At 50.1% G+C, this 13,886-nt stretch carries 12 protein-coding genes; 11 read left to right on the top strand and 1 reads right to left on the bottom strand.

The window, feature by feature from the left end:
• The first annotated feature begins 1 nt into the window (after position 1).
• From ABID13_RS00265 to ABID13_RS00240, 6 genes are all read left to right on the top strand, one after another.
• Complete coding sequence (locus ABID13_RS00265) at positions 2–973, top strand: substrate-binding domain-containing protein (protein ID WP_007863995.1); 972 nt, start codon at positions 2–4, stop codon at positions 971–973.
• Positions 974–1,027: 54 nt separating this feature from the next.
• Positions 1,028–2,062 carry a galactose ABC transporter substrate-binding protein gene (locus ABID13_RS00260; RefSeq protein WP_007863996.1) on the top strand — a complete coding sequence of 345 codons (1,035 nt, stop codon included), beginning with the start codon at positions 1,028–1,030 and terminating at the stop codon, positions 2,060–2,062.
• Positions 2,063–2,367: 305 nt separating this feature from the next.
• Positions 2,368–3,495, top strand: coding sequence for a galactose ABC transporter substrate-binding protein (locus ABID13_RS00255; RefSeq protein ID WP_045093276.1), 1,128 nt, complete (start codon positions 2,368–2,370; stop codon positions 3,493–3,495).
• Between the two features lie 122 nt (positions 3,496–3,617).
• The gene (locus tag ABID13_RS00250) at positions 3,618–5,168 is read left to right on the top strand and encodes a sugar ABC transporter ATP-binding protein (RefSeq protein WP_007863998.1); all 1,551 of its coding nucleotides are present in this window, start codon (positions 3,618–3,620) and stop codon (positions 5,166–5,168) included.
• 3 nt (positions 5,169–5,171) lie between these two features.
• A complete protein-coding gene (locus ABID13_RS00245; protein WP_007863999.1) occupies positions 5,172–6,170 on the top strand; it encodes a galactose/methyl galactoside ABC transporter permease MglC in 999 nt (332 codons plus the stop codon).
• Between the two features lie 5 nt (positions 6,171–6,175).
• Positions 6,176–6,373 (top strand): hypothetical protein, encoded by a 198-nt coding sequence (locus ABID13_RS00240; RefSeq protein WP_227161075.1) that lies wholly within the window; start codon positions 6,176–6,178, stop codon positions 6,371–6,373.
• Between the two features lie 64 nt (positions 6,374–6,437).
• On the opposite strand, the gene ABID13_RS00235 is transcribed toward ABID13_RS00240, so the two are convergent.
• Positions 6,438–6,914: a CYTH domain-containing protein gene (locus ABID13_RS00235; RefSeq protein WP_007864001.1), complete on the bottom strand. Its 477-nt coding sequence runs from the start codon at positions 6,912–6,914 to the stop codon at positions 6,438–6,440.
• 153 nt (positions 6,915–7,067) lie between these two features.
• Here ABID13_RS00235 and ABID13_RS00230 point away from each other — a divergent pair, with 153 nt between their 5' ends.
• The 5 genes from ABID13_RS00230 to lon all read left to right on the top strand — a co-directional run bounded on the left by ABID13_RS00230 (position 7,068) and on the right by lon (position 13,869).
• Complete coding sequence (locus tag ABID13_RS00230) at positions 7,068–7,622, top strand: DJ-1 family glyoxalase III (protein WP_007864002.1); 555 nt, start codon at positions 7,068–7,070, stop codon at positions 7,620–7,622.
• Positions 7,623–7,996: 374 nt separating this feature from the next.
• Positions 7,997–9,283 (top strand): trigger factor, encoded by a 1,287-nt coding sequence (gene tig, locus ABID13_RS00225; protein ID WP_007864003.1) that lies wholly within the window; start codon positions 7,997–7,999, stop codon positions 9,281–9,283.
• A gap of 137 nt (positions 9,284–9,420) precedes the next feature.
• Positions 9,421–10,002: an ATP-dependent Clp endopeptidase proteolytic subunit ClpP gene (clpP, locus tag ABID13_RS00220; protein WP_007864005.1), complete on the top strand. Its 582-nt coding sequence runs from the start codon at positions 9,421–9,423 to the stop codon at positions 10,000–10,002.
• Positions 10,003–10,034: 32 nt separating this feature from the next.
• Positions 10,035–11,354, top strand: coding sequence for an ATP-dependent Clp protease ATP-binding subunit ClpX (gene clpX, locus ABID13_RS00215; RefSeq protein WP_007864007.1), 1,320 nt, complete (start codon positions 10,035–10,037; stop codon positions 11,352–11,354).
• A gap of 184 nt (positions 11,355–11,538) precedes the next feature.
• A complete protein-coding gene (gene lon / locus ABID13_RS00210) occupies positions 11,539–13,869 on the top strand; it encodes an endopeptidase La (RefSeq protein ID WP_007864010.1) in 2,331 nt (776 codons plus the stop codon).
• Positions 13,870–13,886: the final 17 nt, after the last annotated feature.

Here is a 13,886-nt window from a genome sequence, read left to right as displayed (position 1 = left end):
TATGTCAAATAAGGAAAAACTTCTTTGGTGCATCTATGCCGGCGTGCTGATCCTCCTTTTTCTCATGTCCTCCACGGACCTGATCATCAAGGAAAAAAAGGTGGAGATCCTGCCCATATCCGTGATCATAGAGGATGCCAGCGATGATTATTACGTTAATTTTAAGAAGGGAATGGAGATGGCGGCAGAGGAATTTCACGGTGATGTCAGCTTTATCACTCTTTATGCCACCAATGACCAGGAACAGCAGATGGAACTGGTCCAGAGGGAGATACGCGATGGGGCAAAGGCCATTATTCTGTCCCCTGTAAATGAGGCGGAAACCGTGATGGCGCTGGATGCCATGAGCCCCAACTGCCCCATCATCCTTTTGGGGGCGCCGGTGCCCAGTGAAAGCGTGGTGGATACTATTGCGGCGGACAGCTTTGGGATGGGGCAGATGGCGGCCCGGGCAGTGACGGCCCAGGCGCCTTCCGATGTACCCGTATATCTTTTCACCGAGGGCCTGTCCTATGGGGATAATACCAATGTATATGATGGGGTGAGGTCGGTGCTGGACGACCACGGATTTACCTACAGGCTGGTGGAAAAGAGAACGGATGACACCTACAGGCAGGCCATTGAGGAGACCGTGTATCCGGGGGACGGGCGAATCACCGTCATAGCCCTGGACACCCAGTCCCTGAATGAGGTCAACCAGATCGTGGACGGAAGTACGGTGTACCAGGCTCATGTGGCAGGGCTTTACGGGGTTGGCAGCACCACCTCCATACTGGGGGGACTGGACAAGGGGATCATAGACGGACTTGCCGCATACAATCAGTTCGATATGGGGTATCTCAGCGTGAAACGGGCGGTGGAAGCCATTCAGGGCAGCAGGCAGAGAAAGCAGACGCAGCTGGATGCCGTCTATGTCAATAAGGAGAACATGTGGGATAAGCAGTATGAGAAAATGTTTTATCCCATTGAATGACAAGGTGTACTTCCGGAATGATTGAGAAGTATGCCAAGGAGCAGGGAGGATGTTATGAAAAAACACTGGTTTTACGGAGGCGCTGTCTGCCTTGTTGCTTTAGCTGTCCTGTGGGGGATATGGTCTTACAGCAAAGGGCAGGAGGCTAGTACGCAGAAAAAAACCTCCATGCGCATCGGCGTTCTGCTGTACAGGGGGGATGACACATTTATCAGCACCCTGCGTACGGCCCTGGAAAAGCAGGCAAAGGAATACGAACAGGGGACCGGGATCAAGGTGACGCTGGACATTATGGATGCAAAGAGCAGCCAGAATACCCAGAACAGCCAGGTGGAGCGCCTGATCTCCCTGGGCTGCGATGCCCTATGCGTAAATATCGTGGACCGGTCCGCGGCCTCCATTATCATTGACAAGGCCATGGCGGCCGGAATTCCCGTGGTGTTCTTTAACAGGGAACCGGTGGAGGAGGATATGAACCGCTGGGAGAAACTGTACTATGTGGGGGCGGACGCCAAGGAGTCCGCGGTCCTTCAGGGACAGATCCTGGTTGATGCATACAGGAAGAATCCGGAAACCCTGGATATCAATGGGGACGGCATGGTCAGCTACGTGCTGCTGGAGGGGGAGACCAGCCATCAGGATTCCCTGATCCGCACCGAGTGGTCCATCCAGACTTTAAAGGACGGCGGCGTCCCCCTGGAAAAGATCACAGGCGGGATCGCCAACTGGGAACGCAGCCAGGCATCTGCGCTGATGGACCAGTGGCTGGACGAATATCCGGGTCAGATAGAACTTGTGATCTGCAACAATGACGATATGGCCCTGGGAGCCATTGATGCCATGGAGCGGAAGGGGATTGTGGGAAATTCCATCAAGCTGGTGGGGATCGATGGCACGCCCGTGGGCCAGGAGGCGCTGGAAGAAGGAAAGCTCTTCGGCACCGTGGAGTCGGACAAGCAGAAATACGCAAGTGTGATCTTTGATATTGCCTCCAGCCTTGCCATGGGAAAGGACGTGAAGGACAAGGTGGACCTGGAGGACGGCAAATATTACTGGTGTCCCCAAATTGCATTGACAAAGCAAAGATAGGGGATATGGATGGGAACGTCTTGTGCAATATGGCATAAAAAACATATGCACAAGGCGTTTTTGGCAATATATGGAAGATAAAATGCGAAAAAAATGAGAGAAAATATAAAAAAAAACGAATCATACGCTAAAAATCAAAGAAATTTTATAATGGTTCTTAGAAAATCATATGGAAAAATGCATAATCCGGACGTATAATATGCTTGTCGTTAAGGAAAAACCACCAAACCCGTTTGCGGTTTACTCCATTGTGGATATTCCTGATCACGGCAAAATAATACTTTATGTAAGGGAGGATTTATAGCATGAGATTATTTAAGAAGGCAACAGCAGTTGCAATGGCATCCATGATGGTTCTGTCCATGGCAGGATGCGGAAGCAAACCGGCAGAGACCACGGCAGCCCCAACAGAGGCAAAGACCGAGGCAGCAACCGAGGCGGCTTCAGAAGCAGCCAGCGAGGCAGCTACCACAGCGGCAGAGGCGACTGGAGATGCAACAGATGTTGCTGATAAGAAGGTAGGCATCAGCATTTACAAGTTTGATGACAACTTCATGACACTGTACAGGACCGAGCTGGAGAGATATCTCACAGAGGATCTTGGATTCAAGAAAGAGAACGTAGTTATCCAGGACGGCAAGGGCGATCAGGCAGAGCAGACCAACCAGATCCAGAACTTCATCACACAGAAGTATGATGTTCTGATCCTGAACCTGGTGCAGGCTTCTTCCGCACCTGAGATCACCGATATGTGTAAAGATGCCGGGATCCCGGTTGTATTCATCAACCGTGAGCCGGATGTAGCTGAGGAAGAGAGATGGGCAAGCGAAAGCATCAACGCTACCTACGTTGGCTGTGACGCTAGACAGTCCGGTACATACCAGGGCGAGGAAATCCTTGAGACATCCAACAAGGGCGATATCAACGGGGATGGCAAAGTTTCCTACATCATGATCCAGGGCGATCCTGAGAACGTAGATGCTCAGTACAGAACCGAATTCTCCGTTAAGGCTCTTACCGATGCCGGCGTGGAAGTAGAAGAACTGTTAAAGCAGCGCGGTGACTGGGATCAGGCTAAGGCTCAGCAGATTGCACAGGATGCTCTGAACCAGTACGGCGATAAGATTGAAGTTATCTTCTGCAACAACGATGCTATGGCACTGGGCGCATTACAGGCAATCGAGGCAGCTGACCGCAAGGTTAACGAAGACATCTATCTGGTAGGTGTTGACGCTCTTACAGAGGCTGTTCAGAACGTACTGGAAGACAAGCAGACAGGTACCGTATTTAACGATCACTTCTCACAGGCTCGTATGGCGGCTGACAGCGCAGTTCAGTTCCTGAAGGGCGAGAAAGTAGAGCCGGTTAACATGGTAGACTATATCAAGGTTACCAAGGACAATGCTCAGCAGATTCTGGATCAGTTAAAGTAATAATTAACATCTAGTGATTGAAACCGGGTGTGTCCACCGACACACCCGATTTTTTGAAGAAGGACGGCTGTGGGGATGCGGCCATGTATATAAATTAGAATGTATTTGAAAGGAGTAACGGGATGGCAGATCAGTACAGACTGGAAATGGTAGGGGTCAGCAAGACCTTCCCTGGCGTAAAGGCACTGGATGGTATTAACTTGAAAGTACGTCCCGGAACCGTTCATGCGCTGATGGGTGAGAACGGAGCAGGTAAATCGACTCTTATGAAATGCCTATTCGGCATTTATAAAATGGATGAGGGGCAGATCTTCATCGATGGGGAGAAAGTGGAGATCACGAACCCGGATGACGCACTTCACAAAGGACTGGCAATGGTGCACCAGGAGCTGCAGCCCATACCGGAGCGTTCCATTGCAGAGAATATGTATTTGGGCAGATACCCTATGAAGGGAATTGGCCCCTTTAAGATGGTAGACCACAAGGTCATGAACAGCGAGGCCGAGAAGTGGTTAAAAGATGTTAAAATGAGTTTTAATCCCAAGGCAAAATTAGGGACACTTTCAATCGGACAGATGCAGTCAGTGGAGATAGCCAAGGCAGTGAGCCAGAGCGCAAAGCTTGTGATTCTGGATGAGCCGACCTCATCACTGACTGATAACGAAGTAGAAGCGCTTTTCCGTATCGTAAGGGATTTAAAGACCAGAGGCGTTTCTATGATATACATCAGCCATAAGATGGCGGAAATCCGTCAGATCGCAGATGATATCACCATCATGCGTGACGGTACCTATGTGGGTTCCTGGGAGGTAAAGGATATCTCGGATGATGAGATCGTTAAGCAGATGGTTGGACGTGAGCTGACCAATGTGTATCCTCCCAAGGATGATTACAGGACAGAGGAGACCGTGCTCAAGGTGGACCACCTGTGCAGCATTCATGAGCGTTCCTTCCAGGACTGTTCATTTGAATTGAAGCGTGGGGAGATCCTTGGCTTTGGCGGACTGGTGGGCGCGCAGAGAACTGAGCTTATGGAAGCAATCTTCGGAATGCGCCACATTGCCAGCGGGCAGATTGAGATCCTGGGCAAAAAGGCGGCCATCAGGCGGCCTCAGGATGCCATCCACGACTCTGTGGGAATGATCACGGAGGACCGCCGCGGTACCGGGATCATTGGATGCCTGAGCATTGAGGACAATACAGCCATTGCCTCCTATAATAATTACACTCATCTGGGTAAGATCGATAAGAAAAAAGTGGATGAGGTAGTGAAAGACAGCATTGCGAAACTGAGTATCAAGACACCCAGCGGCAAGACACTGATCCAGTCCTTGTCTGGTGGTAACCAGCAGAAGGTTATCATAGCGAGATGGCTTGCCAACAACCCTGATATCCTGATTATGGATGAGCCTACCAGAGGAATTGACGTAGGCGCCAAATATGAAATCTACCAAATTATGATCGACCTTGTGAAACAGGGAAAATCCATTATCATGATTTCATCTGAAATGCCTGAGCTTATAGGTATGTCCAACCGGATCATCGTTATGTGCAACGGTCATATTACCGGGGAACTGGAAGGCGGGGAAGCGACCCAGGAGAGGATCATGTCCTATGCGACACAGTTTGATCTTCAGGGCAAATCAAAGAACGATTCCAAACAGGAGGTTTAAGTCATGACAGCTAAAAAATTCAATATAGTTGATTTCCTTATCAATAACGGTATTATTATGGTTCTGATCATACTTGCCATTGTGACAGGTATTCTTCAGCCCACATTCTTTTCAACCGGAAACGCAAACAATATTGCCTTGAACGTGGCTCCCCGTTTTATCATTGCCTGCGGTGTATCAGGCTGTCTGATCACAAAGGGTACCGACCTTTCAGCAGGACGTATGGTAGGCCTTTCCGCATGTATTGCAGGTACTTTGCTGCAGAAGCCGGATTACAGCGGTAAATTCTGGGAGAACCTTCCTGATTTTGGTATCTGGTGGGTTTTAGTAGTGCTTTTGATCTGTATCGCCGTTTGCGGTATTTTCGGATGCATCAACGGACTGGTGGTTTCCTTCCTTCAGGTTCCCGCATTCATCGGCACCCTGGGCATGCAGCTGATCGTATACGGCGTCTGCCTTGTATATACGGATGCAACCCCCATCGGCGGATACCGCGCAGCTTACACAGAGGTTGCCAAGGGCAAACTCTTTGGAATGATACCATACCTGTTCATCATAGCCCTTGTGGTGGGCATTGTGATGTGGTTCATCTACAATAAGACGCCTCACGGCAAATATATGTACGCCATCGGCGGCAATGAGCAGGCGGCGGAAGTATCCGGCGTGAACACCAAAAGAACTAAGATCGTCATCTACATTACGGCAGCGGCCCTTTACGCTCTGGGCGGTTTCCTGGTAGGCGCCAAGTCCGGCGGTTCCTCCGTTAACATGGGCCAGGGCTGGGAGCTGGAAGCCATTGCAGCTTGTACCATCGGCGGCGTTTCTGTAAACGGCGGTATCGGACGTGTGTCCGGTGTACTGATCGGCGTGCTTGTATTTGAAATCCTGAAAACCTGTCTCCAGTATCTGGGCGTTGACACCAACTACCAGTACATAGCACAGGGTATCGTTATCGTGGTTGCTATTGCCCTGGATATCAGGAAATACATTGCCAAGAAGTAATGACTATGGATGAAATGAAAAACCTGGAAGAACTGGCCGAGGAAAACCGGAGGCTCAAGGAAGAAAATGAACGCCTCCAGAATCTCTCGCCCAAAGAGCGCCTGTACGAACACATCCATGTGTCCGTAAGGACCATGAACATCATCATTGGCTGCTTGTGCGCCCTGTTTGTTTTAGTGATCATCCTGGGGATGATGAAATAATGATGATGAAATCAAATTGATAAAAGCGGAAAGAACGTGCCCTGCGAACCGGTTTGGAATGAGATCAAACCTGTTTGCAGGGTATGTTTGTATCTCCACAGGCCAGACGGCTGTTCTGAAACTCACCGGAAAAGGTGACATCTCTTCCGAACCATTCAGGCGCCTTAAAGGCCATGGCCTCCTCCTCTGTGGGGAATTCCACCTCGGCCAGGACAAGACCCTGGTATGAGCCCTCAAACACATCCATTTCAATGGTCAGATGGCCGGCGCCTTCCACGGGAATGAGATAGCGCTTTTTGGTAAGTATGATGCCATCGGCTTTTGCCAGCAGATGGCGGTAGGCCTGCTCGTTCAGGGGCAGGTTGTATTCCTCCCTGGATAAAAGCCCTTTACCCTTGTACGTGAGGTAATAGCTGTCGTCCTCCCGGCGGACGCGCACCACCGGACCGGTGCACAGATAAGCCTGCTCAATGGCATGGCAGGGAAATGATTCATAGTTTTCAGGGATCTGCTTTACCAGATATTTCCGTTCGATTTCCATAAATACCCTCCTGATATTGTATACATAATGCAATTAGTGGATTTTACTAAGGAATTATATTTTTTCCATTTTACTATCATATCATTTATCAATTTTCAGGAAAAGGCTAAAATGATAAAATAATATGCATAGTGGTAAGAAAGGGAGATAATCATGGCAAAGGTTTATGCATTTCTTGCAGAAGGACTGGAAGAGGTTGAATGTCTTGCGGTAGTGGACGTGCTTCGCCGTTCTGAAGTGGATGTAACAATGGTTTCCATTACAGGAGCAATGGAAGTTACAGGTTCCCATGGGATCCGGTTTATGGCGGATGCGCTGTTTGAGGAAGTGAATCCCAATGTGGCGGACGTGCTGTTCCTGCCCGGGGGCATGCCCGGGACCAACAACCTGAAGGCCCATGAAGGCCTGAGAGAAGCGATCGAACGGGCCAACAAGCAGGGCAGAAGAGTGGCGGCGATCTGTGCAGCTCCCAGCGTCCTGGGGTCCATGGGGCTTTTAAAGGGCAGGACGGCAACCTGTTATCCCGGATTTGAAGAACAGCTCACCGGGGTATCCTACACAAGCCAGGGCGTTGTGACAGACGGCAACATCACCACGTCCAGAGGGCTTGGATATGCCCTGGATCTTGGCCTTGAACTGATCCGCTTGCTTCAGGGACCGCAGCAGGCGCAGAAAATAGCTGCATCCATCCAGCACAGCCGGGGATAGGGTGCGCACCAGAAAACTCCACTTCTTGCATTGCCCCGGTGTGGGGCCGGGGACAGAAGGGGAGTTTTTTTATGATATTTTCGTAACCGTACAGGACGGCGGGAAAATGGGTGCAAGAGCGGGAGTTAAGCTTGCTTATACGTCCGTTTTTGTACCCATTTTCACATCGGATGGACATCCGATTCTTCTTGACCGGCTTTTCCGGTCAAGAAGACGAGCCGTCCAGAACTGTTACATATTTTCAATGATTTTCAATGATATTGTAAAAAAATGCTGGTGTTTTTATTTTGAGCATGCTATAATGGTACATTGAAGTGTAGCGCCCTCAGGGATCATGGGCGAATCACATATATTTTAAGGAGGAACCCGTAAAAATGAGTGTACAAGTAGAAAAATTGGAAAAGAACATGGCCAAACTGACTATAGAGGTAGATACAGCGCAGTTTGAGGATGCAATGAAAAAAGCCTTCAATAAGAACAAGAATAAGTTCAATATTCCAGGCTTCCGCAAGGGCAAAGCACCAAGAGCCATGATTGAAAAGATGTATGGTGAGGGCATTTTTTATGAGGATGCTGCTGACGAAGCCATCAATGCAACCTGCATGCAGGCCATGAACGAGAGCGAACTGGAGATCGTATCCAGACCAGAGGTCTCCGTTGAGCAGATCGGCAAGGACAAGCCATTCATCTATACCGCAATTGTAGCCATCAGACCAGAGGTGACCCTGGGTGAGTACAAGGGCATTGAAGTGGAGAAGGCAGAAGCAGCAGTTGCAGCCGAGGATGTGGATGCAGAGCTTAAGAGAGTACAGGAGCAGAATGCAAGACAGATCACCGTGGAGGACAGACCGGTTGCTGACGGTGACCAGACTGTCATTGATTTCGAGGGATTTGTGGACGGCAAGTCATTTGACGGGGGCAAGGCAGAGGATTATGCTCTGACCATTGGTTCCCACTCATTCATCGATACCTTTGAGGAGCAGCTGATTGGCAAGAACATCGGAGAAGAGTGCGAAGTAAATGTAACCTTCCCGGAGGAGTATCATGCAGCTGAACTGGCCGGCAAGCCGGCTACCTTTAAGGTGACCGTAAAGGAGATCAAGGTAAAGGAACTGCCTGAACTGGATGACGAGTTTGCAGGTGAAGTTTCCGAGTTTGATACCCTGGATGAATACAAAAAGGATATTGAGGCAAAGATTCTTGAGAGGAAGCAGAAAGAAGCTGCCACTGAGAATGAGAACAGGGTGATTGAAAAGGTTGTTGCCAATGCAACCATGGAGATCCCGGATAAGATGGTTGAAGGTCAGATCGACAACATGGTTCAGGATACCGCCCGCCGTATGCAGAGTCAGGGCCTGTCCATGGAGATGTATATGAAGTATACAGGCATGACCATGGAATCCATGAGGGAGCAGATGCAGCCTCAGGCACTGAAGAGGATCCAGACCAGACTGGTTCTGGAAGAGGTTGCTAAGGCAGAGAACATCCAGGTTTCAGATGAAAGACTGGATGAGGAGATCGCCAAGATGGCAGCATCTTACCAGATGGAAGCTGACAAGTTAAAGGAATACATGTCAGATCATGATAAAGACCAGATGAAGGAAGATCTTGCTGTTCAGGAAGCAGTGGATTTCCTGGTAGCTGAAGCAAAACTGGTATAATTCACACTGGAAAGTCCACGATAAAAAGAATCGTGGAAAGATATAAAGCGGGGGGTTTACGGCATGCTTTTTTTGTGCTGTAAATCTCCCGGGTTTCTGTAAGCATATAATAGTTCTAAGGACAGGAGGATGTTAATATGAGTTTAGTACCCTATGTCATTGAACAGACCAGCCGTGGAGAGCGTTCCTACGACATCTATTCAAGATTGTTAAAAGAGAGAATCATATTTCTGGGAGAGGAAGTAAATGACGTGTCCGCAAGCCTTGTGGTGGCACAGCTTTTATTTCTGGAATCTGAAGATCCGGGCAAGGATATCCATTTGTACATCAACAGTCCGGGAGGTTCTGTCTCCGCAGGCTTTGCGATCTATGACACCATGAATTACATCAAGTGTGATGTGTCCACCATCTGTATCGGTATGGCAGCCAGCATGGGAGCGTTCCTCCTGGCCGGCGGCGCAAAGGGCAAGCGTTTCGCACTTCCCAATTCAGAGATCATGATCCACCAGCCATCCGGCGGCGCAAAGGGCCAGGCCACAGAGATCAAGATCGTGGCGGAGAATATTTTAAAGACCAGGAAAAAGTTAAATGATATCCTGGCAGCCAACACAGGCAGGCCCATTGAGGTGATTGAGCGCGATACGGAGCGTGACAATTACATGTCTGCCGCGGAGGCCAAGGAATACGGTCTTATTGATGAGATCATTGAGCATCACTAAAAGACGGAAATGAATGAAAGGTTAGGTAAAGTATGCCGATTAGACCAGATGACACGATCCGCTGCTCCTTCTGCGGAAGGACTCAGGATCAGGTACGGAAGATGATTGCCGGAGCAGGCAACAACAATGTGTATATCTGTGACGAGTGTATTGAATTGTGCTCAGAGATCCTGGAGGAAGAGCTGGAGGGACAGGAAGATGCATCATCCCCCTCACTGGCAGACATCCGCCTTCTGAAACCCAAGGAAATCAAATCATTTCTGGATGAATATGTCATTGGACAGGACGAAGCCAAGAAAGTGCTGTCTGTGGCTGTTTACAACCATTATAAGAGAGTTACATCCTGCCAGAACATGGACGTGGATGTGCAGAAGAGCAATATTCTCATGGTTGGTCCCACTGGTTCCGGTAAAACTTACCTGGCCCAGACACTGGCCAAGATCCTGAATGTCCCATTTGCCATTGCGGATGCAACGGCTCTCACAGAGGCCGGCTACGTGGGCGAGGACGTGGAGAACATTCTCTTAAAGCTGATCCAGTCCGCTGATTATGATATTTCCCGTGCTGAGTACGGTATCATATACATTGATGAAATTGACAAGATCACCAAGAAGTCTGAGAACGTGTCCATCACAAGGGATGTATCCGGTGAAGGCGTTCAGCAGGCACTGTTAAAGATCCTGGAAGGAACCGTTGCCAGTGTTCCTCCTCAGGGAGGAAGGAAGCATCCCCACCAGGAGCTCCTCCAGATCGACACCACCAATATCCTTTTTATCTGCGGCGGTGCCTTTGATGGTCTGGAGAAGATCGTGGAACAGCGCCTCAGCGCCGGTTCCATTGGCTTTAATGCGGAGGTAGTCAATAAGAATGATATGAATATTGACGACCTGCTGAGAAAGGTTGAGCCAAAGGATCTTACCAAGTTTGGTCTGATTCCTGAGTTTATCGGCCGTGTTCCGGTAATGGTTTCCCTTCAGCAGCTTACCAAGGACGCCATGGTGCGAATCCTTTCCGAGCCGAAGAACGCTCTCACAAGGCAGTATCAGAAGCTGTTTGAGCTGGACAATGTAAAGCTGGAATTCACCAGGGAAGCCCTTGAGGAGATCGCACAGCTGGCAGTGGACCGCAAGATCGGCGCCAGGGGACTGCGTTCCATCCTTGAGTCCGTGATGATGGATCTGATGTACGAGATCCCATCGGATGATACCATCGGGATCTGTACCATTACCAGGGAGGTTGTAAAAAAGACAGGACAGCCGGAACTTGTGTACCGCGATATGCCGCCTGCTTCTGCCCGTAAGCCTCTGTCTGACAGAATGCGGGGAGACAACAAAACTGGTGAGATTGCCTGAGAAAGCCATCCCGGTCCCATTGGACGGGAAAAGGTGCGGTAAGTTTCTGTGACAATTTAGACAAAGAGAAAGGGCCGTTGCAAACCAGATATGACCCGGGGAGAGCGCTGATCATGGCTCCGCCCGGCACCTGTATTGCAGCGGCTTTTTAGATGGTTTTAAATACAAGAGGTGAAGTTTAAGAATGGGAGAACAAGTGATTATAATGCCGGTAGTGGCCCTCAGGGGACTGACCATACTTCCGGGAATGGTACTGCATTTTGATGTCAACAGGCCTAAGTCCGTGGCAGCGGTGGAGAAGGCCATGGTGGGAGACCAGAGGCTCTTTCTCGTGGCACAGAGACATCCTGAGATCGTGGAACCGGAGCTGGGGGAGTTGTATCAGGTGGGCACCATTGCCGTTGTAAAGCAGCTGGTAAAGCTTCCTGGCAAAGTGGTAAGGGTACTGGTAGAAGGACTGGAACGGGGGGAACTGCTGTGTCTGGATTCCGAGGAACCTGCACTCATTGGCGAGATCGGCTCCATTGAAGTGGAGGAGGACGAGCTGGACCATCTGACCCAGGAGGCCATGCTGCGCATCGTAAGAGACAAATTAGAAGAATATGGAAGGGTGAATCCTAAGATCACAAAGGAAATCCTTCCCAATTTACTGGCGGTGGGCGGCCTGGGTGAAATGCTGGATCAGATTGCCATCCAGCTTCCGTGGGATTACACCATCCGTCAGACCGTATTGGAAAACAGTTCCCTGTCAGCCAGGTATGAGGTAGTGATGCATACCCTTATGACAGAGATGGAAATATATAGGATTAAGAAAGAGTTCCAGGAAAAGGTGAAGTCCGATATTGACCAAAACCAGAAGGAATACATCCTCAGGGAGCAGATGAAGGTCATCCGCCAGGAGCTGGGCGAGGACAATCCTCTCTCAGAAGCTGACGAGTACCAGAAAAAGCTGGACAACATAAAAGCCGACAAGGAAATGAAGGAAAAGCTACACAAAGAGATCGAGCGGTTCCGCACCATGCCGGCCGGAAGCCAGGAAGGCAATGTGCTGCGCACTTACATTGAAACCCTGTTAGACCTGCCCTGGAAAAAGATGTCCAGGGACAATGACGATATCCGACATGCCCAGAAGATACTCAATGAGGACCACTACGGCCTGGAGCAGGTCAAGGAAAGGATCCTGGAATACCTGGCAGTGAGGACTCTGACAAAAAAAGGCACCAGCCCCATTATCTGCCTGGTGGGACCTCCGGGAACAGGGAAGACATCCATTGCCCGCTCCGTTGCCCGTGCACTGAATAAGAAATATGTGCGCATCAGCCTGGGGGGCGTGCGGGATGAGGCGGAGATCCGGGGACATAGAAAGACTTATGTGGGCGCCATGCCGGGCCGTATTGTGGAGGGCATGAGACAGGCTGGTGTCAGCAATCCGCTGATGCTGCTGGACGAGATCGACAAGGTGAGCAGTGACTACAAGGGAGATACTTCATCGGCGCTTTTGGAGGTCCTGGACGGTGAGCAGAATGTAAAGTTCAGGGACCATTATGTGGAGGTTCCCATCGACCTGTCCCAGGTCCTGTTCATAGCAACTGCCAACACCACGCAGACCATTCCGGGACCGCTTTTAGACCGTATGGAGCTGATCGAGGTGAACAGCTACACGGAGAATGAAAAGTTCCATATTGCCAGGGATTACCTGGTGGGAAAACAGATGGAGCGCAATGGTTTAAAGGTCAGCCAGATCACATTTTCAGATAAAAGCCTGGGAAAGATCATCCACAACTATACCAGGGAGGCGGGCGTCCGCAATCTGGAACGGCGCATTGGGGATGTGTGCAGGAAAGCCGCCAGACAGTTCCTGGAGGACAACCGTAAATCCATCCGTATCACGGAGAATAATCTGGAGAAATACCTGGGCAAGGAAAAGGTCACCTTTGAGGATGCCAACGAGGAGGACCAGGTGGGCATTGTGAGGGGCCTGGCCTGGACCAGCGTGGGAGGCGACACCCTGCAGATTGAAGTGAATGTAATGCCCGGTAAGGGAAATCTCCTTATGACAGGACAGCTGGGGGATGTGATGAAGGAATCGGCCCAGACAGCCCTGACCTATGTGCGTTCCGTCTGCCCGCAGTATGGGGTGACGGACGACTATTTTGAAAAGCATGACCTCCATATCCATATTCCCGAGGGTGCCGTGCCAAAGGACGGGCCCTCCGCCGGCATCACCATGGCCACGGCTATGCTTTCCGCTGTTACGGGAAGGCGCGTCTTTGCCAAGGTGGCCATGACAGGTGAGATCACCTTAAGAGGCCGGGTGCTTCCAATCGGCGGATTGAAGGAAAAGATACTGGCCGCCAAGATGGCCCATATATCCAAGGTGCTGGTGCCGGATAAAAACAGGCCGGACATTGGCGAATTGTCCAAAGAGATAACAAAAGGCCTGGAGATCGTGTTTGTAAAGGCAATGGAGGACGTGGTCAAGGAGGCATTTCTGCCGGCGAATACCGCGTTGTAAAGAACATTTCCGGTTTC

Source organism: Enterocloster citroniae, assembly GCF_040545455.1.
GTDB lineage: Bacteria > Bacillota > Clostridia > Lachnospirales > Lachnospiraceae > Enterocloster > Enterocloster citroniae.
Note: the sequence above shows the minus strand (reverse complement) of the source record. Positions and strands in the feature narration are given on the sequence as shown.

Excerpts from the sequence above, each read along its gene's own strand:
- ABID13_RS00265 (WP_007863995.1), top strand. The coding sequence starts at position 2 with ATGTCAAATAAGGAAAAACTTCTTTGGTGCATCTATGCCGGCGTGCTG.
- clpP (WP_007864005.1), top strand. The coding sequence starts at position 9,421 with ATGAGTTTAGTACCCTATGTCATTGAACAGACCAGCCGTGGAGAGCGT.
- clpX (WP_007864007.1), top strand. The coding sequence starts at position 10,035 with ATGCCGATTAGACCAGATGACACGATCCGCTGCTCCTTCTGCGGAAGG.
- ABID13_RS00245 (WP_007863999.1), top strand. The coding sequence starts at position 5,172 with ATGACAGCTAAAAAATTCAATATAGTTGATTTCCTTATCAATAACGGT.
- tig (WP_007864003.1), top strand. The coding sequence starts at position 7,997 with ATGAGTGTACAAGTAGAAAAATTGGAAAAGAACATGGCCAAACTGACT.
- ABID13_RS00260 (WP_007863996.1), top strand. The coding sequence starts at position 1,028 with ATGAAAAAACACTGGTTTTACGGAGGCGCTGTCTGCCTTGTTGCTTTA.
- ABID13_RS00235 (WP_007864001.1), bottom strand. The coding sequence starts at position 6,914 with ATGGAAATCGAACGGAAATATCTGGTAAAGCAGATCCCTGAAAACTAT.
- lon (WP_007864010.1), top strand. The coding sequence starts at position 11,539 with ATGGGAGAACAAGTGATTATAATGCCGGTAGTGGCCCTCAGGGGACTG.
- ABID13_RS00240 (WP_227161075.1), top strand. The coding sequence starts at position 6,176 with ATGGATGAAATGAAAAACCTGGAAGAACTGGCCGAGGAAAACCGGAGG.
- ABID13_RS00230 (WP_007864002.1), top strand. The coding sequence starts at position 7,068 with ATGGCAAAGGTTTATGCATTTCTTGCAGAAGGACTGGAAGAGGTTGAA.
- ABID13_RS00255 (WP_045093276.1), top strand. The coding sequence starts at position 2,368 with ATGAGATTATTTAAGAAGGCAACAGCAGTTGCAATGGCATCCATGATG.
- ABID13_RS00250 (WP_007863998.1), top strand. The coding sequence starts at position 3,618 with ATGGCAGATCAGTACAGACTGGAAATGGTAGGGGTCAGCAAGACCTTC.